At 34.5% G+C, this 24446-nt stretch carries 20 protein-coding genes; 15 read left to right on the plus strand and 5 right to left on the minus strand.

The window, feature by feature from the left end:
• Positions 1 to 85: 85 nt before the first annotated feature.
• From proB to argH, 5 genes are all read left to right on the plus strand, one after another.
• A complete protein-coding gene (gene proB / locus SCB73_RS15395) occupies positions 86 to 847 on the plus strand; it encodes a glutamate 5-kinase (protein WP_320567088.1) in 762 nt (253 codons plus the stop codon).
• 88 nt (positions 848 to 935) lie between these two features.
• Complete coding sequence (locus SCB73_RS15400; protein WP_320567089.1) at positions 936 to 1889, plus strand: N-acetylornithine carbamoyltransferase; 954 nt, start codon at positions 936 to 938, stop codon at positions 1887 to 1889.
• 96 nt (positions 1890 to 1985) lie between these two features.
• Entirely contained in the window at positions 1986 to 2762 is a 777-nt protein-coding gene (gene argB / locus SCB73_RS15405) for an acetylglutamate kinase (protein ID WP_320567090.1), read from the plus strand.
• Between the two features lie 289 nt (positions 2763 to 3051).
• Complete coding sequence (locus SCB73_RS15410) at positions 3052 to 4122, plus strand: M20 family metallo-hydrolase (protein WP_320567091.1); 1071 nt, start codon at positions 3052 to 3054, stop codon at positions 4120 to 4122.
• Positions 4123 to 4332: 210 nt separating this feature from the next.
• Positions 4333 to 5613, plus strand: coding sequence for an argininosuccinate lyase (gene argH / locus SCB73_RS15415; protein ID WP_320567092.1), 1281 nt, complete (start codon positions 4333 to 4335; stop codon positions 5611 to 5613).
• Between the two features lie 77 nt (positions 5614 to 5690).
• Here argH and SCB73_RS15420 read toward each other — a convergent pair whose 3' ends face one another.
• Complete coding sequence (locus tag SCB73_RS15420; protein ID WP_320567093.1) at positions 5691 to 7007, minus strand: T9SS type A sorting domain-containing protein; 1317 nt, start codon at positions 7005 to 7007, stop codon at positions 5691 to 5693.
• Positions 7008 to 7228: 221 nt separating this feature from the next.
• Here SCB73_RS15420 and SCB73_RS15425 point away from each other — a divergent pair, with 221 nt between their 5' ends.
• Positions 7229 to 8227: a DUF2157 domain-containing protein gene (locus SCB73_RS15425; protein ID WP_320567094.1), complete on the plus strand. Its 999-nt coding sequence runs from the start codon at positions 7229 to 7231 to the stop codon at positions 8225 to 8227.
• Positions 8224 to 9390, plus strand: coding sequence for a hypothetical protein (locus tag SCB73_RS15430; protein WP_320567095.1), 1167 nt, complete (start codon positions 8224 to 8226; stop codon positions 9388 to 9390). The genes SCB73_RS15425 and SCB73_RS15430 overlap by 4 nt, the downstream gene beginning before the upstream one ends.
• A gap of 155 nt (positions 9391 to 9545) precedes the next feature.
• On the opposite strand, the gene ytxJ is transcribed toward SCB73_RS15430, so the two are convergent.
• On the minus strand, positions 9546 to 9935 hold the full coding sequence (gene ytxJ / locus SCB73_RS15435) for a bacillithiol system redox-active protein YtxJ (RefSeq protein WP_320567096.1): 390 nt from the start codon (positions 9933 to 9935) through the stop codon (positions 9546 to 9548).
• A gap of 210 nt (positions 9936 to 10145) precedes the next feature.
• Between ytxJ and clpB the strand changes: the two genes are divergently transcribed.
• From clpB to SCB73_RS15460, 5 genes are all read left to right on the plus strand, one after another.
• Entirely contained in the window at positions 10146 to 12743 is a 2598-nt protein-coding gene (gene clpB, locus SCB73_RS15440; protein WP_320567097.1) for an ATP-dependent chaperone ClpB, read from the plus strand.
• Between the two features lie 358 nt (positions 12744 to 13101).
• On the plus strand, positions 13102 to 13986 hold the full coding sequence (locus SCB73_RS15445) for a DUF808 domain-containing protein (RefSeq protein ID WP_320567098.1): 885 nt from the start codon (positions 13102 to 13104) through the stop codon (positions 13984 to 13986).
• 362 nt (positions 13987 to 14348) lie between these two features.
• Positions 14349 to 14762: a hypothetical protein gene (locus tag SCB73_RS15450; RefSeq protein WP_320567099.1), complete on the plus strand. Its 414-nt coding sequence runs from the start codon at positions 14349 to 14351 to the stop codon at positions 14760 to 14762.
• Positions 14763 to 14909: 147 nt separating this feature from the next.
• Complete coding sequence (locus SCB73_RS15455; RefSeq protein WP_320567100.1) at positions 14910 to 15155, plus strand: hypothetical protein; 246 nt, start codon at positions 14910 to 14912, stop codon at positions 15153 to 15155.
• A 391-nt stretch (positions 15156 to 15546) separates the two neighbouring features.
• Entirely contained in the window at positions 15547 to 16437 is an 891-nt protein-coding gene (locus SCB73_RS15460) for a carbon-nitrogen hydrolase (protein WP_026729496.1), read from the plus strand.
• Positions 16438 to 16510: 73 nt separating this feature from the next.
• On the opposite strand, the gene SCB73_RS15465 is transcribed toward SCB73_RS15460, so the two are convergent.
• Both SCB73_RS15465 and SCB73_RS15470 read right to left on the minus strand, forming a co-directional pair.
• Positions 16511 to 17776, minus strand: coding sequence for an OmpA family protein (locus tag SCB73_RS15465; RefSeq protein ID WP_320567101.1), 1266 nt, complete (start codon positions 17774 to 17776; stop codon positions 16511 to 16513).
• Positions 17777 to 17979: 203 nt separating this feature from the next.
• Positions 17980 to 19497: a choice-of-anchor I family protein gene (locus SCB73_RS15470; protein WP_320567102.1), complete on the minus strand. Its 1518-nt coding sequence runs from the start codon at positions 19495 to 19497 to the stop codon at positions 17980 to 17982.
• 188 nt (positions 19498 to 19685) lie between these two features.
• Between SCB73_RS15470 and SCB73_RS15475 the strand changes: the two genes are divergently transcribed.
• Positions 19686 to 20726: an agmatine deiminase family protein gene (locus tag SCB73_RS15475; RefSeq protein ID WP_320567103.1), complete on the plus strand. Its 1041-nt coding sequence runs from the start codon at positions 19686 to 19688 to the stop codon at positions 20724 to 20726.
• Positions 20727 to 20874: 148 nt separating this feature from the next.
• On the opposite strand, the gene fahA is transcribed toward SCB73_RS15475, so the two are convergent.
• The gene (gene fahA / locus SCB73_RS15480) at positions 20875 to 22158 is read right to left on the minus strand and encodes a fumarylacetoacetase (protein WP_320567104.1); all 1284 of its coding nucleotides are present in this window, start codon (positions 22156 to 22158) and stop codon (positions 20875 to 20877) included.
• Positions 22159 to 22267: 109 nt separating this feature from the next.
• On the opposite strand from fahA, the gene glyA reads away from it, so the two are divergent.
• Both glyA and SCB73_RS15490 read left to right on the plus strand, forming a co-directional pair.
• Positions 22268 to 23542: a serine hydroxymethyltransferase gene (glyA, locus tag SCB73_RS15485; protein ID WP_320570096.1), complete on the plus strand. Its 1275-nt coding sequence runs from the start codon at positions 22268 to 22270 to the stop codon at positions 23540 to 23542.
• A 154-nt stretch (positions 23543 to 23696) separates the two neighbouring features.
• Positions 23697 to 24290, plus strand: a complete 594-nt coding sequence (locus SCB73_RS15490; protein ID WP_026729503.1) for a MiaE family protein — start codon at positions 23697 to 23699, stop codon at positions 24288 to 24290.
• Positions 24291 to 24446: the final 156 nt, after the last annotated feature.

The following is a 24446-nucleotide window of genomic DNA, read 5'->3' on the forward strand; positions in this document are numbered from 1 at the left end:
TAAATTAGCGTCAATTTGTATAATTCGTGGAAAAAAAAACATAAAAACTTAGTGCCTTAGCGCCTTCGTGGCAAAAACAAAAGACATGGCAAAAAAACGGATTTTATTAAAAATAGGAAGTAATACTTTAACCAAGGAAACCAATCATATTTCGCGGGGAAAGATTGAAGACCTCGGAATACAGATTGCGGCTTTAAACGACGAATATGAATTTATCATAGTAAGTTCTGGAGCAATTGCGGCAGCAAAGCAATTTGTAAAACTGGACAATCAAGACAAAGATGTTTTTGTAAAGCAGGCTTTAGCTTCAATTGGACAGCCTCATTTAATGCGAATTTACAATGAGAATTTCAAAGATTTAGGGTTAAATACGTCACAGTGTTTACTTTCTTATTCTGATTTTGAAAAAGAGCAGACTAAAAAGAACATTGTAAATACGATTAATGTATTGGTTAAAAACAATTACATTCCGATTATCAATGAAAATGATACCGTTGCGACAGATGAGATTCGGTTTGGAGATAATGACAAATTAGCAGCTTTAACAGCGGTTCTTTTAAATGTTGACATTCTTATTATTGCAACCAATACAAACGGGATTTATACCAAAGAATCAATTCATAATGAAAATCCAGAAACGATAAAATTGGTAAATGATTTAAAAACGCTCGAAAAAGAAATCGGAGATTCAAAATCATCACATGGAACAGGAGGGATGCAGTCTAAAATAGAAGCAGCAGCAATTTCAAAAGCAGCAAATATAGAAACTTGGATCGTGAATGGGTTAAATGATAATTTTATTCTAAAAGCATTAAAGGAAGAAATTCCTTTTACAAAAATAATCTAATGAGTCAATTAGAAAATTAGTCAATTAGATAATGACAGAATTATCCAATTTTCTAATTATCACATTATCTAAATTAAAAAGAAAACAAATGAACTATATCTCAATAAAAGAAATCAACTCATTATCAAAATGGGTAAAACAAGCGATTAAAATCAAAAAAAATCCGCTTAAAAATCAAAGTTTAGGAAAGAATAAGACTCTTGGAATGTTATTCTTCAATCCAAGTTTAAGAACGCGTTTGAGTACTCAAAAAGCGGCAATGAACTTAGGAATGAACGTTATGGTAATGAATTTTACCAACGAAGGATGGACATTAGAATTCGAAGACGGAGCAGTAATGAATTCTGGTGCTTCAGAACACATTAAAGAAGCGGCAGAAGTAGTTTCGCAATATTGCGATATTATCGCAATTCGTGCTTTCGCAGGCTTAGTTGACAAAGAAAAAGATTATCAGGAAACAGTAATTTCAGGATTTCTGAAATATGCTACAGTGCCAATTGTAAACATGGAAAGTGCTATTCGTCATCCGTTGCAGTCATTAGCAGATGCGATTACAATGGAAGAATTTAAACGTAGACACAAAGACAAACCAAAAGTAGTGCTTTCATGGGCACCGCATCCCAAAGCATTACCGCAGGCAGTTGCCAATTCATTCGTAGAAATGATGCAGATGCAGAAAGATATGGATTTTGTAATTACTCATCCAGAAGGTTACGAATTGAGTCCAGAAATCACAAAAGACTGTAAAATCGAGTATGATCAAAACAAAGCTTTCGAAAATGCCGATTTCGTTTACGTAAAAAACTGGAGTAATTTCAACGATTACGGAAAAGTAACCAACAGCGATCCAAATTGGACCGTTACTGCTGAAAAAATGGCTTTAACCAACAACGGAAAATTCATGCACTGTCTTCCAGTTCGTCGTAATGTAATTGTAAGCGATGAAGTTCTTGACGGAGAAAATTCAATCGTAATCGAGCAAGCGAATAACAGAACGTATTCAGCACAATTAGTTTTACAAAAGATTCTTAAAAAAATATAATTTTTTCAAAGTTGCTAAGATTCTGAGCTACTAAGATGCTAAGAAACTTTGCAAAGAAAAACTTAGTGTCTTAGAATCTCAGAACCTTAGAATCTTATGAAAAAAGTTACCGTAATCAAAATAGGTGGAAACATCATCGACAATCCTGCAGAATTAGAACAATTTTTAACTGATTTCTCTAAAATTGAAGGATATAAAGTTTTAGTTCACGGCGGTGGAAAATCGGCTACAAAAATGGCTCAGAGTATTGGTTTGGTGCCACAAATGATTGACGGACGCCGAATTACGGATGCTCCAATGCTTGATGTTGTCGTGATGATTTATGCAGGACAAATCAACAAACATATTGTGGCGCAATTGCAGGCAAAAGATAATAATGCCATCGGTTTTTCGGGAGCTGACGGAAATTTAATTCAATCCACAAAAAGAAACCATCCAACAATTGATTACGGATTTGTAGGTGATGTAAAACAAGTCAACACCAAGTTATTGGCAACTTTACTGGAAGCTGGAGTTGTCCCAGTTTTCTGTGCTATTACACACGACAAAAACGGACAATTGTTAAATACTAACGCTGATACAATTGCAAGCGAATTGTCAATTGCTTTATCTGAAGTTTTTGATGTTACGCTGACTTATTGTTTTGAAAAACAAGGTGTTTTGATGGATTCAGAAGACGATTCGTCTGTAATAACAGAAATCAATGAAGCATTATACAATAAACTAAAAGAAGAAAAAGTAATCCATTCCGGAATGATTCCAAAACTGGATAACTGTTTCAATAGTTTATCAAGAGGTGTGCAGAAAATCAAAATTGGGCATCACAGAATGCTCCAAAATTCAGATATTCCGCATACAACGATTACGTTGTAAAGATATAGCCACGAATTACACGAATTGGTACTAATTTTTTTCTGCTTAAAAAAGAGAAAATAATTTTAAACAGATATGAAAAAGTTTATTTTGATTTTTAATCTGTAACAAAAAAATAATTTGTGAAAATTCGTGCAATTAGTGGCAAAAAAACAGAACTGCGCAGTGCTTTTAAATATTAATTTAAGAAATTTGCGTACATTAAAAATGTCGCATATTATTGATTTAAGAAAGTAAAAGCTTAAAAAAACTTAGCGACTTAGCGCCTTTGTGGCAAGAGCACAATAAAATGAAAAATATAGATACGCTTACCCAAGAAGCAATTAGTTTATTAAAAAGCCTTATCGAAACCCCTTCATTTTCAAGTGAAGAAGATCAAACGGCTCTTTTAATCGAAAATTGGTTCAATCAGAATGAAATTCCTTTCAAGAGAGAAAATAACAATGTGTGGGCTTTCAACAAATATTTCGACGAAAACAAACCAACACTTTTACTAAATTCACATCACGATACTGTACGCCCAAATCAGGCTTACACCAACGATCCGTTTAAAGCAATCGAAAAAGACGGCAAACTATTCGGATTAGGAAGTAATGATGCCGGAGGATGTTTAGTTTCATTATTAGCGGCTTTTGTACATTTCTACGAAAACCAAAACCTTTCTCACAATATTGTAATTGTAGCTTCTGCTGAAGAAGAAAGTAGCGGAAAAAATGGTTTAAATAGTGTTTTAAAGCATTTGCCAGAATTAGACTGTGCAATTGTTGGAGAACCGACTTTAATGCAATTGGCAGTTGCAGAAAAAGGACTTTTAGTTCTTGATGTAAAAGTGAAAGGAACCGCAAGCCACGCTGCGCATCAAAACGATGATAATGCTTTGTACAAGTCAATTCCGGTAATGGAATGGTTTAAAAACTATAAATTCGACAAAATCTCTGATGTTTTAGGGCCTGTAAAAATGACCGTAACACAGATTAATGCCGGAAAACAGCATAATGTTGTGCCATCAGAATGTGATTTGGTTGTAGATATTCGTGTAACAGACCGTTATACCAATGCCGAAATTTTGGAAGTGGTAAAAGCAAACGTAAATGCTGAAGTAACGCCAAGATCAATGCACTTAAACGCTTCGTCTATTCCGCTTGCGCACGGTTTGGTTCAGGCAGGAATCGCTTTAGGAAGAACAACTTATGGTTCGCCAACACTTTCAGATCAGTCAGTTTTAAGCTGTCAGTCTTTGAAATTAGGGCCAGGAGAAACATTGCGTTCACATTCAGCAGACGAATTTATTTTTGTAAATGAAATTGTAGAAGGAGTCGACCTGTATATTAAAATACTAACCGATTTCTTTAAATTATAATAAATCCTGAGCGTAGACGAAGGATTAGGAGCTAATCCCGCTATCCGTTACAATCTTTTGTGCCGAACCCCGGCACAAAAGGATTTCCACTACTATCGGGGCTAGAAACACCATCAGTATAAACAATGACATTAGATCTAAATTAGAAAACAATCTAAGAAGTCTAAAATCTAAGAAGTCTAAAATCTAAGAAGTCTAAAAATCTAAGTTATGAAACTTTGGGAAAAAGGAATACCAACAGATAAACAAATAGAACAATTCACCGTTGGAAACGATCGTGAGCTGGATTTGGTTTTAGCAAAATACGATGCTTTAGGTTCAATTGCTCACACGAAAATGCTTGGACAGATTGGTTTGTTGACTGCTGAAGAAACAACATCTTTAGTTGATGCTTTAAACGAAATCATTGCAGATATCGTAGTTGGTAATTTCGAAATCGAAGACAGTTTTGAAGATGTACATTCTAAAATCGAATATCTTCTAACGGTAAAACTAGGCGATGCAGGGAAAAAAATCCATACTGCGCGTTCTCGTAATGATCAAGTTTTGGTAGATGTTCATTTGTATTTAAAAGACGAATTAAAAGCTATAAAAGAGCAGGTAAAAACATTGTTTGATTTGTTGATGGAATCGGCAGAAAAACATCAAAATGTATTATTGCCAGGATATACACATTTGCAAATTGCCATGCCATCGTCTTTCGGAATGTGGTTTTCAGCTTACGCCGAAAGTTTGATAGATGATATTACGATGCTAAATGCCACTTCAAAAATTGTAGATCAGAATCCGTTAGGTTCTGCAGCAGGTTATGGAAGTTCATTCCCAATCAATAGAACTTTTACGACTAAGGAATTAGGTTTTGAAACTTTAAAATACAACGCTGTTGCGGCACAAATGAGCCGTGGAAAAGCAGAAAAAACAGTTGCTTTTGCCATGACGAGCGTTGCAGGAACGTTATCAAAATTTGCAATGGACGTTTGTTTGTATATGAGCCAGAACTTTGATTTTATCGGTTTGCCGGCACATCTCACAACAGGTTCAAGTATAATGCCTCATAAAAAGAATCCGGATGTTTTTGAATTGATCAGAGGGAAATGCAATAAGATTCAGGCGCTTCCATATGAAATCACTTTAATTACAAATAATCTTCCAAGCGGTTATCACAGAGATTTACAGCTTTTAAAAGAAGGTTTATTCCCAGCGATTCAAAACCTGAAAGCTTGTTTGGATATTGCGATTTTTTCAATAAAAGATATCACAGTAAAAGATCATATTTTAGAAGATAAAAAATACGATTATTTGTTTACCGTAGATACTTTAAACGAAATGGTGGTTGCGGGAATGCCGTTTAGAGATGCATACAAGGCTGTTGCTGAACAATTAGAAGCCGGAACGTACAAATCACCAAAAGAAACGAAACATACGCATGAAGGAAGTATCAACAATTTATGCCTTGATGCTATTAAAGATAAAATGAAAGCTGCTTTTTAACACTATGAGATATGAAAAGTAAAATGTAAAATGTAAAAGGTCATTGATTTCAATGACCTTTTTTTTATAAGAAGGTTTTAGTTTTTAATAACCTTAAAAGTTTTTGTTCTGTTTTCAATTTGAATTTTGCAGACATAGGTTCCTTTTGCAAGATTTCCTAAGTTTAATTCGATCTTTTCGTCGGAAACAATGCTTTTTGACTTTGTGAATACTTTTGAACCATTAGATGAAAAGACATTTATTGTTGCCATTCCATTTTCTGAACTTGAAAATTTAATGTTTAAGATGCTGTCTATAACTGTTGGGTAATAGTCAAGACTTACGTCTAGACTTTTTTTTTCACCGAATCCTAAATTGCTACAGCTCGAAGAAATTTTTCCATCAGCAGTAACTTGAAGAGTGGCGCCGGCTCCGCATGAAGTATTGGTCACATAACCAGCAACATCAGCTACAGGAATTGTAGCGTATGTATACAAAGGTTTTGCAACAGCTTCGCCATAGTCAACTGGAGCTTTTAGTGAATTAACAAAGCTGATTCCCACTGTTCCACCATCAGTACTGATGTAATTTTTAAAAGCAGTTCCAATTTTAGCAAAATCAGTTCCTTCAACATAGCAAGTTGAGTTTTTATCGCCTCCACCTAAACCAATCGCCAATGAGCCTGAAACTGAAGTATTGTAATAACAATTCAAAATATGCAATTCGGCATTTCTTCCTCTTGGCATCCTTTCCTTGCATCCTTCTGCCCAATAACAGTTTTTGAAAGTAATACTATAATGTCCATCTGAGGGTGCATCACTTTTAGAAGAACCCACTAGATCTGAAAAACGATGATCGTCGGCCCCACCAGAGCCACCTGCTTTTGGAGTTTTTAGATAAGTGAATTTTGTCCATGAAATGGTAACATTGTCTGCGACACCTTTATTGTCAAAATTACCATCCATACCATCTTGAAACTCGCAATGATCAACCCAAAGATTTGTCGCTTCAGAAGTTAGATTATCATGTCCGTCAACATCATAAGCGCCTGGACCTTCAAAAATTAGATTTCTAATAATAATATTATCAGAACCAGGTTTTAAACTTAGAATTCCTGAACCTGAAGCGGTTTGGTCTGTGCTGACTAGTCGAGCTCCCGGAAGCCCAATAATGGTTTTGTTGGTAACAAGCAAACTTGTATAAGTACAATTTAGCGTTCCCGAAACTAAAATAACTTGCGGGGTCGTTAATTTTAATTTTGTTATTAAATCGGCATAGGTGCTTACCGTTAAAGGCGTGGCATTTCCTCCGCCAGTTGCTCCGGCTCCAAAGCCTTCGGGGGCAGACATTACATACTGTTGTGCCGAAAGAGATAAGCTCAAGAAAAAAAGGAGCGAAAACAAATTCTTTTTCATGATAATATTTGGTTTAAGTGGTTTTGATATCAATATAATGTAATCGATTACACGAATGTAGTTAATTAATTTTAAAGTCAATTTGATTTAAGAATAATTTGCATTTTTTTGATAGAAAAATCCTTTCCTGGAAATATTAAGCCCGAATTTGTTTACAAAATCACTGTTTTTTTAATATAAAAAAGTCTATTTTTGATTTGCATTGCTTTTAAATATATAATATGAACCAGTTTGACGAACAGGCAACTAAAGCGCTCTTGGATAAGAACTTAATTACTGAAAACCAATTTCAGGAAATTACCGCTTATAGAAGCCAGAATATTTTTTCCTTAAATGCTGAATTAAAGTTGCTACTGTATTTGTCTGTTCTTCTTTTTACTTCGGGAATTGGAATTTTGATTTACAAAAACATCGACAGTATTGGCCATATAGCCATTCTTTCAATTTTGTTACTTGTAATTGCGGTTTGTTTTTATTACTGTTTTAAAAATTCCAAGGGTTTTCAAAAAACAGAAACCGTTTTTGAAAATCCGGTTTTAGAATATCTTGTTTTAGCAGGTAATATTTTGACATGCATTTTTATAGGATATCTTCAATTTCAATATAAACCCTTTGGAGAACATTACGGATTAGCAACATTAGTCCCAACAATAGTAAGTTTCTTCTGTGCTTATTATTTTGATAATAGAAGTGTGCTAACTATTGCCGTTACCGGGTTGGCTGCTTATGTCGGACTTTCTGTTACGCCTCAGGATTTATTAAATAATAATGATTTTTATGCCAGTGAGAGTTTGAGTTATTCAGCAGTTATGCTTGGCGTTTTATTGATTTTATGGACGATTTATAGTAATAGAATTGCATTGAAAACTCATTTTAGTTTAATCTTTCTAACTTTTGCTTTACATATTATTAGCATTGCTTCGATCAGTAATTTAATGAATTATGATCGCTTGATTTGGCTGATTTTTGCTGTAGTTTTAGGAGGATCAACTTTTTATTTTTATAAAGTTAGTTATCAATTTAAGGCAATGTCTCTGTATGTTTTTATGATTGTTTATGGTTATATTGGAGCAAATATAATGTTATTTAGACTTTTTGAAAATCTCGATTTCTCAGACATTTGGGAATTATTTGTTTTTCTTTTGCCAGCTTATTTTATTGGCTCTATTGTAATGTTCATTAAATTAATTAAAAACTTTCATAAACAAATTGCAGAATGATAGTATACGATACAAAAATATTGGACAATGAAATTTTAGTTGCTGAAGTTGATAATTTATATAAAGGAGGTTTTTTAAGCAAAGAACAAAAGAAATTCATCAATAAAGAATTACCTGTTTTTAAAAGTCAGAATAATATTTTGGTTCGCGTAGGATTCTTTTTGCTAGGCTCATTTTTATATGCTTCTGTTTGTGGAGCAATTTCATTGTTTGCTCTTGGTGGAGCAGACTCTTTTTTCAAAATTTGTTGCTATATTTTTGCTGTGGTTGGTTTTGTTGGAGCAGAATTATTGGCAAATCAAAATTATCACAATCACGGATTAGACGATGCTTTTATCGTAGGCGCTGTTTTAAATGTCGGATTTGCTATAGGGATTACTACAGACGGATATGAGTCTGTGATAGCTTTTTTTATGGCAGTAGCTTCTCTTTATATGTTTCTGAGATACCTGCATTTGCTTTCGATGTTGATTTTTTGTCTATCAATTACGGGATTTTTATTTTTTCAAATGTTTGAATTTGGTGAATTTGGAAAAGCTATTTTGCCATTCACCGTGATGATTTTTGCTGTTGTTTTCTATTTCCTAACGAAGAAATTAATAGGTAGAATAACCAAAAAATACTATTATAATGGACTTTTATTAGCGAACAGTTTTTGTCTAGTATTGTTTTATCTTTCGTGTAACTATCTGGTTGTAAGAGAGCTTTCGGCTGAACTTCTAGGAACTGAAGTGAAGCCAGGAACCGATATTCCGTTTGCTTTTTTCTTTTACGGATTTACTTTTGTTGTTCCAATTATTTATTTAGTTCAAGCTCTAAGAACGAAAGATAGAATTATGCTTTGGATTAGTTTTTTAGCCATTGGATTTTCAATCTATACCATTCGATTTTATTACGCAGTTTTGCCAGTAGAAGTAGCACTAACTTTGGGCGGACTTGTTTTATTTGCAATAGCATATTTTTCAATTAAAAAATTGAAAGAAAAAGAAAGTGGTCTGACATTTAAAGCAGACAGAATCAATCATTCCGATTCAATTTTAAATGCTGAGGCTTTAGTTGTAGCTTCAACTTTCGGAATGAAACCAGAAGTAAAACCACAAGATTCTCCAATGGAATTTGGAGGAGGAGGTTTCAGCGGAGGCGGGTCTGGAGAAAGTTTTTAAATTATTTTGCCACAGATTAAAGGATTAAAATGATTTTCTAATCTTGGTTAAGTTGAAACGAATTTCACAAATTTTACGAATTGATTTGTGTAAATTTGTGTAATTTGTGGCTGAAGAAATCATTTTAATCCTTTAATCTGTGGCAGAAAAAAAAACTATACTTTGCTTTTTAATGCTTCTGCATCAATATCACTATGCGAAACATCGTAAATAGCTTTTCCATTTTTGATTAAAATCAATTGTGGAGATTCGTGATAAACTCCAAATCTGTTTGCAATTTCGTTTGAAACATCTCTGTGTGCTATTAAATCAAGGAAATAGGCATCCGCAACATTCTCAAGATCATATTCTCTTTCAAATTGTTTTAAAGCCATTCGGCTAATGCTGCATCTTGTACTATGTTTAAAAATGACAACTGGTTTTTCCTGTGAAATGGCTTCAATTTCCATTAACTGAAGAATATCGGTTAATTCTGTCCAGTTTACTTTACTTTTTGGGGCTTCTGAATTCTCTGAACTTCCGAAGATTGAATTAAAAAAACTCATATTTGGCGCGTTTTGTGACTTTTTGACATTTAAAAATGATAAAAATCAGTTTTTTAATGCCGTTTTGTCTGTTTTTTTGTTATGGAATATAATTTGTCTATTCGAATACAAAGTTAAACCATTTGAATTAAAAATCTAACTCGATAAATCGTAACTTTAATCTTATAAATTTCAAACAGTAAAATCAATCAAATCAAATTAAATAAAAACATGAACATTAATAAATTTACAATTAAATCACAAGAAGCCATTCAGTTGTCGCAGCAATTAGCACAGCGAAATGGTCAGCAACAAATTGAAAATGAACACATTTTCAAAGCCATTTTTGAAGTGGATGAAAACGTTGCGCCGTTTATTTTGAAAAAACTCAATGTAAACGTTCCGTTGTTTCTTCAAATTTTGGACAGTACAATTCAGAGTTTTCCAAAAGTTTCAGGAGGAGATGTAATGCTTTCCAGAGATGCAAACAAAGCTTTAAATGAAGCGGAGATTATTGCACAAAAAATGAACGACGAATATGTTTCGATCGAGCATTTAATTTTAGCCATTTTTGACTCAAAAAGTAAAGTTTCTCAGATTTTAAAAGATCAGGGAGTTACTGGAAAAGGGCTGAAAGCTGCGATTGAAGAATTACGTAAAGGCGAAAGAGTAACATCAGCTTCTGCTGAAGAAACTTATAATTCGCTTAATAAATTCGCTAAAAACTTAAACGAATTAGCAAGAACAGGAAAACTTGATCCAGTTATTGGTCGCGACGAAGAAATTCGTCGTGTATTGCAGATTCTGACTCGTAGAACAAAAAATAATCCAATGTTAATTGGAGAACCTGGAGTCGGTAAAACAGCCATTGCAGAAGGTTTAGCGCACAGAATTGTGGATGGAGACGTTCCGGAAAACTTAAAAGATAAAATCGTTTTCTCTCTAGATATGGGAGCTTTGATTGCCGGAGCAAAATACAAAGGAGAATTTGAAGAGCGTTTAAAATCGGTTGTAAAAGAAGTTACAGCTGCAGACGGAGATATCGTTTTGTTTATTGACGAGATTCACACGCTTGTTGGTGCAGGTGGAGGAGAAGGCGCAATGGATGCTGCCAATATTCTGAAACCAGCTTTGGCTCGTGGAGAGTTGAGAGCAATTGGAGCAACAACTTTAGATGAATATCAAAAATATTTTGAAAAAGATAAAGCGCTTGAAAGACGTTTCCAAAAAGTTCTAATCGATGAGCCAGATACAGAAAGTGCGATTTCGATTTTGCGTGGAATCAAAGAGAAATATGAAACACATCATAAAGTTCAAATTAAAGACGAAGCGATTATCGCTGCGGTAGAACTTTCGCAAAGATATATTACGAATCGTTTCTTGCCAGATAAAGCGATTGACTTGATGGACGAAGCGGCTTCTAAACTGCGTATGGAAATCAATTCAAAACCAGAAGAATTAGATGTTTTGGATCGTAAAATCATGCAGTTAGAAATTGAAATCGAAGCCATCAAACGTGAAAAAGAAGAAAGCAAGCTGAAAATTTTAGGAATGGAATTGGCCAACCTGAAAGAAGAACGCAACGAAATCTATGCAAAATGGAAACAGGAAAAAGATATCGTTGACGGAATTCAGGCTGTAAAACACGAAATTGAAGACTTTAAATACGAAGCAGAACGTGCAGAACGTGACGGCGATTACGGAAAAGTAGCCGAAATTCGTTACGGAAAAATAAAAGAAGCGCAGGAACGCCAAGAATCTTTGCAGAAACAATTGTTAGAATTCCAATCTGGAAATTCTTTAATCAAAGAAGAAGTAACCAGAGAAGATATTGCAGAAGTTGTAGCAAAATGGACAGGAATTCCAGTTACAAAAATGCTTCAAACAGAAAGAGAAAAATTATTGCATCTCGAAGACGAATTGCACAAACGTGTAGTGGGTCAGGAAGAAGCGATAGAAGCTGTAAGTGACGCAGTTCGTAGAAGCCGTGCTGGTTTACAAGATATGAAAAAACCTGTTGGATCATTCTTATTCTTGGGAACAACCGGAGTGGGTAAAACAGAGTTGGCGAAAGCCCTAGCAGAATATCTTTTTGATGATGAAAATGCCATGACTCGTATCGATATGAGTGAATACCAAGAACGCCACAGCGTGAGCCGCTTAGTTGGTGCGCCTCCAGGATATGTTGGTTATGATGAAGGAGGTCAGTTGACAGAAGCCGTTCGTAGAAAACCTTATTCTGTTGTGCTGTTGGATGAGATCGAAAAAGCGCATCCAGATACCTTCAATATTTTATTGCAGGTTCTCGACGAAGGACGTTTGACAGACAACAAAGGACGTTTGGCTGATTTCAGAAATACGATTATTATTATGACCTCAAATATGGGAAGTAATATTATTCAGGAAAAATTTGAAAACCTCAAAGGAAGCGTTGAAGCAGCAACAGAAGCGGCTAAAAACGAAGTTTTAGGATTATTAAAACAGACTGTTCGTCCTGAGTTTATCAATCGTATCGACGAAATCGTAATGTTTACACCGCTTACGGTAGAGAATATCTCAAGAATTGTAAGTCTGCAATTAAAAAGCGTTACAAAAATGTTGGCTTTGCAAGGCATTACTATGGATGCAACTCCAGAAGCGATCGCTTATCTAGCAGACAAAGGTTACGATCCACATTTTGGGGCAAGACCTGTAAAACGTGTAGTTCAGAGAGAAGTTTTAAATCAGTTGTCAAAAGAAATTTTGGCAGGAAATATTACAACAGACAGCATCATTTTATTAGATGCTTTCGATGGCCAATTGGTTTTTAGAAACCAAACAGCTAAATAATTTTTATATGTTACTCTTAAGAAAAGCATCAGCCGAAAGGTTGATGCTTTTTTTATCCGTTAATTCTGAAACTTTTTGCAAAATTCTTATAACAATAAATTTTGAAGAAATATTCAATTTTAATCTTTTAAAAATCAGTAAAATAGTAATTAAAATTAAAAGTTATGAATAATATATTTAGAGGATTAATTGCCGGATATGGCGCAAAAAAGTTAGGCGGAGGTTGTTTCGGGACCATTTTAGTTTTTATAATTATCTGGTTATTATTGGGACAGTGCAGTTAGAATTTAATCCAAATTTTACCTCAAAAATTAGGATAAAAAGTGTAGATTCGCATCACTAAAAAATTAATTAAAAAATGGGTTCAGGTTTTTTCGCTTTATTAGATGATATCGCTGCAATTATGGATGATGTAGCAGTAATGAGTAAAGTTGCTGCAAAAAAAACAGCTGGAATTCTGGGCGATGATTTAGCTGTAAATGCCGAAAAAGCTTCAGGATTTGCATCATCTAGGGAGCTTCCAGTTTTATGGGCGATCAGTAAAGGTTCGTTATTGAATAAAATTATCATTCTTCCAATAGCATTTTTATTAAGTGCATTTTTTCCAATTGCCATTATGGTAATTTTGGTTTTGGGAGGATTGTTTTTAGCATACGAAGGAGCCGAAAAAATCTATGAATTCTTTTTTCCTCACGCACACGAAGAATCAGAAGGAATAACTGACGAAGTTCTTACCGAAGAAGAAATTTTGGTAATCGAAAAAGACAAAGTAAAATCAGCAATTGTAACTGATTTTATTCTTTCTGTAGAAATCGTAATTATCGCTTTAGGAACAGTAATCGGGAAACCATTATTGCAACAGATTATTACTGTATCCATCATTGCAATCATTGCCACTATAGGTGTTTACGGAATCGTAGCGCTAATTGTTCGTATGGACGAAGTTGGTTTTAAAATGATTCAGCACAGCAAAAAAGAAAAGAGCCTTTTAAAAAGCGTTGGAAACATTTTAGTTCAAGCACTTCCAAAAGTAATTAAAGCTTTGACCGTAATTGGAACAATTGCTTTAATTATGGTTGCAGGCGGATTATTCGTTCATAACATCGAATTTTTCCACCATCTTTTGCCAAATTTCCCTTCAATCATTAAAGAGTTTGCAATCGGCTTAATTATTGGATTTATCGTTTTGGCAATTGTAAATCTCTTCAAAAAACTATTCAAAAAGAAAGAAGCAGCAGTTTAATTTCTGTTCTTAGATATTCAGAACACCAGTCGAGAGGCTGGTGTTTTTTTTTGTTTTAGGAGCAGATAAAATCGTTTTCAAAAGAACCTTTTGTCCCGCTATTCACTAAATTCCCGATTAACAAAAACTACGGCTGAAAAAGCCTTGTTTTTCTAAATCGAGAGATACCGTTTCTATCGGGGCTAGACGAGATAATTTAAATTTTCATAAGAAATATCCGCACTTTTAAAAAAAATATCAAAAAATAAGTTTCTGATTTATAGTAGATTGATTTTTTAAGCAAACTATTTAACATTTTGTCCAAGCAACCTTTGTAACTAGCTTGCATCTTCATAGTAATTAACAATTAATTATTATTTTATATGAAAAGGTTTAGATTAAAATCTGTTTTAGTAGTATTATTTTTATCAATTGCATTATTTTCATGCAGCAATGACGACGACAAAGCTGAAACATCAGTTAAAACAAAAACTGCATTTGTAACAAAAATTGAAGGTCCTGCAACTGGAAAAGTAAACGACGAATTAAGCTATGATGTTACTTACTTAGTAGATAACGCTTGTGGCGAATTTGATAAAATTTCAGAAACAACAATCGGCGAAGCAAAAGGATTACAAGTTGTAGCAAAATATCCAGTAGATGGAGTTTGTACACAACAAGTGCCAGATCCTAAAAAGACAGTTTACAAATTCAAAGCAACTGCAAAAGGTACAATCGAAATCAAATTCAAAAAATCAGAAACTGAATTCTTGACTCAGAAAGTTGTGATTGAATAAACCGCTTTCTTAGTTGATATTTTTTTAGGTTGATAAGCCATTTTGCAGAGGTTTGATTTTAGGCTGATGTAAAATGGTTTTCTGTTATAATTAAAAATATGAACGAAAATTTCTATCTTTGAAAGATCAAAAAAAAAAAATATAATTATGGGAGCCTTAGAGTTGAGAGAAAGTGTGTTAGAATATATAAACACAGCTGATGAGCGTCTTTTAAAAGTTGTAAAAGCAGTAATTGAGAGTTATCAAGAGGAAGAAATAGTTGCATTTTCAATAGATGGAAAACCAGTTACCAGAAGTGAGTATAAAACTGAACTGGCTAACGTGAAATTAGAAATTGAAAGAGGAGAATATATTTCACAAGAAGATTTAGAAAAAGAATCTGAGAATTGGTAATGGAAAAGCGATTGAAGGTAGTTTGGACTAATACAGCTAAAAATCAATTAAGGACAATTTTTAATTATTATAAAGAGAAATCTGTACAAGGCGCAAATAATATTAAAAACGAGATTTTGAATTCTACTAAAAATATACGTTAGTGAGCAATATCAAAAAGATGAAATTGAACCTGAATATAGAAGAATTATAGTTAAGGATTTTAAAATATTATATTTGGTGGAAGGTGAAGTAATTTATATCTCCAAAATATTTTCAACCAAACGAAGTTTTGCACAACAAATATAAAAAGGGCTTTTAAGCTCTTTTGTTATGCCATATTGTTAAGTAAATTGAACTGACTTTGCCATTCCTTTAAAAAGTGTTATTTTTGCACTCTAAATTTTATGTCATGCCGAAAAGAAAATATAAAATATCAGTAATTCAGTTAAACCTGAATGATGTTGCTGAAAATAATCTTAAAAAATGTATCAGCTGGGTAAGAGACGCTGCAAGCCAAGGTGCTGAAGTTATCTTGCTTCCTGAATTATATAGTAGTCATTATTTCTGCCAAAGCGAAGATGTAGATAATTTTGCATTAGCAGAACCATTATACAGTACTTCATTTATTGCTTTCAGCGAATTGGCTAAAGAATTAGGAGTAGTAATTATTGTTCCTTTCTTCGAAAAAAGAATGGCTGGAATCTACCACAACAGTGCTTATATTATCGATACAGATGGAACAGAAGCTGGTTTGTACCGTAAAATGCACATTCCAGACGATCCGCATTTCTATGAAAAATTCTATTTCACTCCAGGTGATCTAGGTTTTCAGGCTATTGAAACTAAAAAAGGGACTGTTGGAACATTAATCTGCTGGGATCAATGGTATCCAGAAGCGGCTAGAATTACAGCTTTAAAAGGAGCTGAGGTTTTATTCTATCCAACAGCAATTGGATGGCATCCTAAAGAAAAAGAGCAATACGGTGAAAATCAATATGGAGCTTGGATGAATGTAATGAAAGGACATGCGGTAGCAAACGGTGTTTTCGTAGCAGCTGCGAACCGAATTGGTTTGGAAAAGTATATTGAAGGAACTGAAGGAATTCAATTCTGGGGAGCATCATTCATTGCTGGACCACAAGGAGAAATTTTAGCTCAAGCTTCACATGATAAGGAGGAAATCTTAATTGCTGAAGTTGATTTAGATCTTCAAGAAAATGTTCGCCAAAATTGGCCATTCTTCAGAGATAGAAGAATTGATGCTTTTGGAGATATTACAAAAAGAGCAATTGATAAATAATTAGATTTGTTTTGATATAAAAAAGGCGGTTTCAAAATTTTGAAACCGCCTTTTCTGTTTTTATATAGGATTATTATTTCACTTGGAAAGTAACTCTTCTCACGATTTGACGTGCCTCTTTAGAATTTTTATTCACCGAAGTATCTTCTCCGTTAGCAATTACATTCAATCTTGAAGAATCGATTCCAGCGTTTACAGCAACTTTTTTCACTGCTTCAGCTCTTCTTCTTGACAATTCGGTGTTATAGCTAGAGCTTCCAATTTCATCGGCATAACCAATAATATCAGCAGATTTTCCTGGATTGTTTTTTAAGTATTTCACTAAGAAATCAACTCCTGACAATGAAGCGTTTGTAGGTTTAGCCGAATTAAAGTCGAAATAAACATTTACATAACCTCCATTGATTAATTCTTCAACAGTACTGTTTGTAAGGCTTCCACTTCCAGCGCCTTTCTTTTCGTAAGTTTTATCTAAGTAGCTTTCTAACTCATCTGGCACACCATTTTGATTGGTATCAATAGATTGGCCTTTTGTGTTAACAGCAACTCCTGTAATGGTGTTTGGCTCTAAATCGTACAAATCGGCAACACCATCTTTATCAGTGTCTAAAAGCCCAGTTTCAACTAAATCCACTCTTTTTTCCAATTCGCTGATTCTGTCTTCTTCACCAACCCAGTCGGCATGTTTTTCATTTTTACCTAAGTAAAACGTCAAACCAACAGAAGCATTTAATAAAACTCCGTCAAGAGAACCTGTTCTTGTATTTCCCATTCCGTCAAAGTTCCAGTTTTGTCTTCCGTTTACAATTCCGGTAAGGTCTCCAGTCAAAGCAACTCTGTTGCTAAGTTTTACCTGTCCGGTTAAACCTAAAATTCCGTGTCCCATATAGTCTTGACCTCCTGGACCAGTTTCAGTGCTTATTTGTGAAACTCCAAAACCTCCATGCGCCAAAACGCTAATTGTATTTGTCCAAGTTTCAAAATTTAAGGCACGACCAACGTTTATAACTCCTTGAATACTGGCTCTTACATATCGGCTTTCAAAATCTGGTGTATCATCTCGTTCTGTAAATTGGTCGTATCCAACATCTAATTTCACCCCAAACTTTGGGCTAAACATATATCTAACTCCTAAATCGGCGTGAAACGGATTTAAAGTTGCAGTAGAATAACCGGGAGTCATTGCTCGCATAGGTTTGTTTACTCCGCCATTTAATTCCAAAGACCATTTGTTGTATTCCTGACTAGTAGTGGGAGCAGTAGTAGTGGTTGCCATATCTTGTGCGCTTGCTGAAAACGCTAATATTAAAAAGGACAGAGAGCATAATTTCTTTTTCATGATATTCAAATTTAGGTTGGTTTTTATTTTAAACTCATGACAAAATTATGCGGTGGGTTTTAGAATGTGTTCTATTTGCTGTTACATAATTCCCACGTTTTGGCTTTTTATTATATAAAATCGTTAATAAAATCAAAATTAGAAACATATAAAAAGGACAAAATTTACATTTTGTCCTTCCTCTCTTTTTTGAAAAATAAGATTTATTTCAAATCAGGTTGATATATTTTGACACTTCCGTCGCCCTCGTTGCTTACTACTAATAAGCTTCTTTTAGTAGGACTTTTTGAAGCTGGAATAAAAAGTATTCCTTCTGGTGCGTCACCAGTTTTTACAGTTTGCAAATATTGTGGTGACGTTGGGTTTGTAGCATCATAAACCATAAAAGCATCAGATCTTTCTAGACCAACAAATATGATATTTTGGCTTCCCATTTTAGTAGCTACAACAGCTTCCGGTTCAGAACCTTTGTCATCACTGCGTTTGTCGTCGTAGGTGCCTAATTCATTCGTTTTTTTGTCAACATCATTTTTGCTGTCAAAAACGATTTTTCCAGTATTTCCGTTCCAAATAGAGAAAGATCTTCCTCCAAAACTTACCATTTCGTCCAAATCTCCATCTCCGTCAGTATCTCCCATATCAGCAACAAGGTTTAATCTTCCTAAATTAGCATCTAATTTTAAAGTAGTCGCATCTGAGAAAAGTGTGGCGTCTAAAGTCATGCTTTTCATGCGTTTCACATCTGTATAAGCAGTGTATTCTCTTGCATCGCCTTCGTTAGCAGTTACAAAATATGGAATATTGTTTGCAGTGAAATGACTAATCCCGTCTGGCATATAAAGTCCTTTTACTTTCCAAGGATTAAAAGCAATTTTGCTGTCACTGTCGCTTACATCAATTGCATTTTCAGCAGTATTGTAGTCTTTTAAGCCTAATGGATAAATAGCCGTAATGGTTTTTGAATTCAAATCAACTTTTGCAACTCCGTTGTTTTCTTGTAAAGTTACCCAAGCCGTTTTAGAATCATCAGAAATTGTGATGTATTCTGGTTCAATGTCTTGTGCGAAGCTTTTTGCAAATTTCGAAATTCTGAATCCGTCCTTTTTCAGCGTTTCTGCCTGACTTGCAAATGAGCTGAAATCTAAAGTAGTAACAGTATAAGTGCTTGTTTCGATAATAGAAATTGTTCCATTTGGATCTTGCAAATAATCTGTGCTTGGTTCGCCTTCATTAGCTGTCATAATATATTTTCCGTCAGGAGAAAAAGTAATCATATCTGGTAAAGCTCCCACAGTTACTTGTTTGATCAAGCTGTAATCTGAAGTATTGAAAATAACAACTTTTCCGTTTCCTTGCTTATTAGTAGTCGATTCTAATGCAACTGCCAATTTTCCGTCAAAAACAGAAACGCTGTTTGAAGCGCCTTCATAAGCTGCCAAATCAATCTTTCCAATTTTTAAAGGTTTTGTAGGATCAGAAATATCAATAATATCAATTTGATTTGTTCCGCTGTTGTTTACTGTAAAAAGTCTTTTTGTTTTTTCGCAATAAGCTGAAATTTCGGCAGCAGCTTCACCGCCAATTGTGATAGAACCAATCTCTTTAAAAGTTCCGGGATTTTCATTTACAACAACTTCAGGTTCGTTGTTAGAATTTTCATCGTTATTACAGCTTGTCATGATAAGTAAAGCTGTTAATAATGAGATAGATAATTTTTTCATTTTAATAGTTTTTAGTTCTGCCAAAAGTAAATAGGAGAACTTTTCTGGATATTAAGCCTTCATTATTTAATCTTTAACTTAATTTTTGGAAGATATTTTTTGTGAAATAATACCCGAATTTTAATCAAATGTTTTATAGTCCTAACGAATGCTTATCTTTGTACACTTTCAAAATATAGAACGTTTTTATGTCAACAAATAATAGAAGATTTCCAGCAGAATGGGAAAAACAACAAGGAATCGTATTATGTTTTCCTCACAATGGCAACGATTGGCCAGGAAAATATGGAGCTGTTCAATGGGCTTTTGTAGAATTTATTAAAAAAGTAGCCACTTTTGAAACTGTCTTTTTGGTCGTAGCCGATGAAAAAATGAAAGAAAAAGTTGCTGATATGCTTGAAAGAGCTCGTGTTAACATTCAAAATGTTTCTTATATCATTCATAAAACCAACAGAAGCTGGATGCGTGACTCTGGACCGATTATTGTAAAAAATGGTTCTAAAAGAGAGGCGCTGAATTTTAATTTCAACGGTTGGGCAAAGTATAAAAATTATCAACTAGATAAATTTGTTCCAGGTAAAGTGGCTGATTTTATTGATGTTCCTCTTACACAAGTAATGTACAAGGGAAAACCGGTAATTGTTGAAGGTGGTGCTATCGACGTAAACGGAAAAGGTACTTTGTTGACTTCTGAAGAATGTTTGATGCACCCGACAGTTCAGGTTCGTAACGCTGGTTTTACAAAAGAAGATTACGAAGCGGTTTTTAAAGAATATCTTGGAGTTACCAATGTAATTTGGTTAGGAGATGGAATCGAAGGTGATGACACGCACGGTCATATCGACGATTTATGCCGATTTGTAAACGAAGACACGATTGTAACTATTGTAGAAACTGATAAAAACGATTCAAACTACAAGCCTTTGCAGGATAATTTGAAGCGTTTGCAAAATGCAAAATTAGAAAACGGAAAATCGCCAGTAATTGTAGCATTGCCAATGCCAAAACGTGTTGATTTTGAAGATTTAAGATTGCCGGCAAGTTATGCGAATTTCTTGATTTTGAATAATTGCGTTTTAGTGCCAACATTCAACGATAGTAACGATAGAGTAGCTTTAAATATTTTATCAGAATGTTTTCCAGATCGTGAAGTTATTGGAATAAGCTGTATCGATTTCATTTGGGGATTTGGAACATTACATTGCTTAAGCCAGCAGATTCCTGCTTAAAAAAATATTTGCCACAGATTAAGGGATTTTCACAGATTAGAAAAATCATTTTAATCCTTTTAATCTGTGGCAAAAAAAAACATAAAAAACCTTGGCTCTAACCAAGGTTTTAATTTTTCTATATGTCTTCAGAATCTTTATCTTCTCTTCATTGTCTGATAAACGGAGGCAATAGTTGGCTTGAAACTTCTCCAAAACCAATTCTTACTTCGGCATTTTCGCAGAAACCACGAATAATTACCGTATCATTATCTTCAATAAATTTACGTTCGCTTCCGTCATTCATTTTTAAAGGGTTTTTCCCGCCCCAAGTTAATTCCAGCATAGAGCCAAAACTATCAGGAGTTGGACCTGAAATAGTTCCGGAACCCATCATGTCACCAGAATTTACACGGCATCCATTTGAAGTATGATGTGCCAATTGCTGAGCCATTGACCAGTATAAGTATTTGAAATTTGATTTAGAAACTACAGTTTCTTCTTGATTTTCAGGTTGTATTGAAACTTCTAAATGAATATCGAAAGCTTTTTTTCCTTTGGTCTGTAAATAAGGAAGTGGTGTAGGATCTTGTTTTGGACCTTTAGTTCTAAAAGGCTCCAAAGCATCCATAGTCACAATCCATGGCGAAATTGAAGTAGCAAAGTTTTTTGCTAAAAATGGTCCAAGTGGCACATATTCCCATTTTTGGATATCGCGCGCGCTCCAGTCGTTTAGCAAGACCATTCCGAAAATATAATCCTCAGCTTCATAAGTTGGGATATTTTCGCCCATTACATTGACATCGGTAGTAATAAAAGCAGTTTCCAATTCGAAATCTACCAAACGAGAAGCGCCAAAAACTGGCGTGTCGTGACCAGCAGGCAACGTTTGTCCCATTGGTCGGTGAACCGGAATTCCAGAAGGAACAATTGTAGAGCTTCTTCCATGATATCCAACCGGAATATGAAGCCAGTTTGGCAATAAAGCATTTTCTGGATCGCGGAACATTTTTCCCACGTTTGTCGCATGTTCTCTGCTCGAATAAAAATCAGTATAATCACCAATTAAAACCGGCAATTGCATCTCTACATCTTCGATTTTAAATATCACAATATCGCGATGTTTTGTTGAATCTCTAAGCTGCGGATTGGTTTCGTCGAAAATATCAGCGATACGATTTCGAACTAAACGCCATGTTTTTTTTCCGTCAGAAATAAAATCATTCAGCGTGTCCTGCATAAACATATCATCGGTTAAATCTATTCCCTCAAAATAGTTTAACTGTTGTAAAGCCCCTAAATCTATAGCGTAATCACCAATTCGTGTTCCTACAGTAACGACATTTTCTTTAGTAAGAAATACACCGAAAGGAATATTTTGAATAGGGAAGTCGCTATTTTCTGGAACTTCTAACCATGATTTTCTTTTGGTATCGTTGGCGGTTATTGGCATGTTAGATGTTAATTATTTGTTGAAAAATTACATGTCAAATATATCATAATCTAACTGTATGACAAACGTTTTTTTGTATTTTTGCATCAAATTAACGAAAAACGAAAAAATGCAACGCGACGAACAAATTTTTGACCTTATTCAAGAGGAAAAAGAAAGACAAATTCACGGACTAGAGCTTATCGCTTCAGAGAATTTTGTAAGTGACGAAGTAATGGAAGCAGCTGGTTCTGTTTTAACGAATAAATATGCTGAAGGTTATCCTGGCAAAAGATATTACGGAGGCTGCGAAGTAGTTGACGTTATTGAGCAAATTGCAATTGACAGAGCTAAAGAATTATTTGGTGCTGAATATGCAAACGTACAACCTCACTCAGGTTCTCAGGCAAATACAGCTGTTTACCACGCTTGTTTGAATCCTGGTGATACTATTTTAGGTTTCGATTTATCTCACGGAGGTCACTTGACTCACGGTTCTCCTGTAAACTTCTCAGGTCGTTTATATCGTCCAGTTTTCTACGGTGTAGATGCTGAAACTGGTCGTTTAGATTATGATAAAATTCAAGAAATTGCAACTAAAGAACAGCCAAAATTAATCATCGCTGGAGCTTCGGCTTATTCTCGTGATATGGATTTTGCTCGTTTCAGACAAATTGCTGACAGCGTAGGAGCAATCTTATTTGCTGACATTTCTCACCCAGCTGGTCTTATTGCAAAAGGATTATTAAGCGATCCAATTCCACATTGTCATATTGTTTCTACAACAACTCACAAAACATTAAGAGGACCACGTGGAGGTCTAATTTTAATGGGTAAAGATTTCCCAAATCCACAAGGATTAACAACTCCAAAAGGAGAAATCAGAATGATGTCTTCATTATTAGACTTAGCTGTTTTCCCAGGAAATCAAGGTGGACCTTTAATGCATATTATTGCTGCTAAAGCGGTTGCTTTTGGTGAAGCGCTTAAAGATGAGTTCTTTACTTATGCAATGCAATTGCAAAAAAATGCAAATGCAATGGCTGATGCTTTCGTAAAAAGAGGTTACAACATTATCTCTGGCGGAACTGATAACCACATGATGCTTATTGACTTAAGAAACAAAAACATTTCTGGTAAAGAAGCTGAAAACGCATTAGTAAAAGCTGAAATTACAGTAAACAAAAACATGGTTCCTTTTGACGATAAATCTCCATTTATCACTTCTGGAATTCGCGTTGGAACAGCTGCAATCACAACTCGTGGTTTAGTTGAAAAAGATATGGAAACTATCGTAGCTTTAATTGATAAAGTTCTTTCAGATCATACAAACGAAGATCTTATCGAAGAAGTTGCTGAAGAAGTAAACGAATTAATGAGCGAAAGACCAATTTTTGCATATTAAAAATTAGTCAAAAGTCATAAAGTCGAAGGTCGAAAGTCTAAAATGGAATGCGAATTTCTATTTTAGTCTTTGATCTTCGATTTTTCTTTTAAGGTTTTCTAATGACTTTATGACTTTATGACTTTCGACTTTCAAACTTTAAGACTTAAAAAAAATGGGCGTATTAAGATTACAATTGCCAACTGACCCAAGATGGGTAAATATTGTTGAGAAAAACATCGAAGAAATCTTGACCGATCACGCTTGGTGCGAGCAGAAAGCGGCAACCAACGCGATTACGATTATTACAAACAATCCAGAGCATCAAGATTTAGTTCAAGATTTATTGGCTTTGGTAAAAGAAGAAGTGGATCATTTTGAGCAGGTGCATAATATCATCATCAAAAGAGGATTGAAATTAGGTCGTGAGCGCAAAGATGATTACGTAAACGAATTGTATCAATACATGAAAAGAAGCGGCGACGGAAGCCGTGTTTCTGGACTTGTAGAAAGACTTCTTTTCTCAGCAATGATCGAAGCAAGAAGCTGCGAACGTTTTAAAGTACTTTCAGAAAACATTCAAGACGAAGAATTGGCTGTTTTTTACAGAGAATTAATGGAAAGCGAAGCAGGGCATTATACCACTTTCATAACTTATGCACGTAAATACGGAGTTGGAATTGATGTTGAAAAACGCTGGAGAGAATGGCTAGCATTCGAAGAATCAATTATTACTAATTACGGAAAAGGAGAAACTATTCACGGATAGTTCTTTTTTTGTTCGAAGTTTTCTATTGTTTCAAGTTTCAAGTTTGTCACGTTGAGCGAAGTCGAAACGCGTTCCAATTGGAAACTTTGTGAATCTCTGCGAAATCTTTTGCGAATCTTTCTAGAATTTCAAAGTAAATCAGAAACCTAATTGTTC

Origin of the sequence: Flavobacterium sp. KACC 22761 (assembly GCF_034058155.1) — a bacterium.
Taxonomy (GTDB): domain Bacteria; phylum Bacteroidota; class Bacteroidia; order Flavobacteriales; family Flavobacteriaceae; genus Flavobacterium.

Bases quoted from the DNA above. Each gene is read 5' to 3' on its own strand.
- glyA (WP_320570096.1), top strand. From the start codon at position 22,268: ATGCAACGCGACGAACAAATTTTTGACCTTATTCAAGAGGAAAAAGAA.
- clpB (WP_320567097.1), top strand. From the start codon at position 10,146: ATGAACATTAATAAATTTACAATTAAATCACAAGAAGCCATTCAGTTG.
- SCB73_RS15470 (WP_320567102.1), bottom strand. From the start codon at position 19,497: ATGAAAAAATTATCTATCTCATTATTAACAGCTTTACTTATCATGACA.
- argB (WP_320567090.1), top strand. From the start codon at position 1,986: ATGAAAAAAGTTACCGTAATCAAAATAGGTGGAAACATCATCGACAAT.
- SCB73_RS15420 (WP_320567093.1), bottom strand. From the start codon at position 7,007: ATGAAAAAGAATTTGTTTTCGCTCCTTTTTTTCTTGAGCTTATCTCTT.
- argH (WP_320567092.1), top strand. From the start codon at position 4,333: ATGAAACTTTGGGAAAAAGGAATACCAACAGATAAACAAATAGAACAA.
- SCB73_RS15400 (WP_320567089.1), top strand. From the start codon at position 936: ATGAACTATATCTCAATAAAAGAAATCAACTCATTATCAAAATGGGTA.
- ytxJ (WP_320567096.1), bottom strand. From the start codon at position 9,935: ATGAGTTTTTTTAATTCAATCTTCGGAAGTTCAGAGAATTCAGAAGCC.
- proB (WP_320567088.1), top strand. From the start codon at position 86: ATGGCAAAAAAACGGATTTTATTAAAAATAGGAAGTAATACTTTAACC.
- SCB73_RS15460 (WP_026729496.1), top strand. From the start codon at position 15,547: ATGCCGAAAAGAAAATATAAAATATCAGTAATTCAGTTAAACCTGAAT.
- SCB73_RS15450 (WP_320567099.1), top strand. From the start codon at position 14,349: ATGAAAAGGTTTAGATTAAAATCTGTTTTAGTAGTATTATTTTTATCA.
- SCB73_RS15430 (WP_320567095.1), top strand. From the start codon at position 8,224: ATGATAGTATACGATACAAAAATATTGGACAATGAAATTTTAGTTGCT.
- SCB73_RS15455 (WP_320567100.1), top strand. From the start codon at position 14,910: ATGGGAGCCTTAGAGTTGAGAGAAAGTGTGTTAGAATATATAAACACA.
- SCB73_RS15475 (WP_320567103.1), top strand. From the start codon at position 19,686: ATGTCAACAAATAATAGAAGATTTCCAGCAGAATGGGAAAAACAACAA.
- SCB73_RS15410 (WP_320567091.1), top strand. From the start codon at position 3,052: ATGAAAAATATAGATACGCTTACCCAAGAAGCAATTAGTTTATTAAAA.
- SCB73_RS15490 (WP_026729503.1), top strand. From the start codon at position 23,697: ATGGGCGTATTAAGATTACAATTGCCAACTGACCCAAGATGGGTAAAT.
- SCB73_RS15425 (WP_320567094.1), top strand. From the start codon at position 7,229: ATGAACCAGTTTGACGAACAGGCAACTAAAGCGCTCTTGGATAAGAAC.
- SCB73_RS15445 (WP_320567098.1), top strand. From the start codon at position 13,102: ATGGGTTCAGGTTTTTTCGCTTTATTAGATGATATCGCTGCAATTATG.
- fahA (WP_320567104.1), bottom strand. From the start codon at position 22,158: ATGCCAATAACCGCCAACGATACCAAAAGAAAATCATGGTTAGAAGTT.
- SCB73_RS15465 (WP_320567101.1), bottom strand. From the start codon at position 17,776: ATGAAAAAGAAATTATGCTCTCTGTCCTTTTTAATATTAGCGTTTTCA.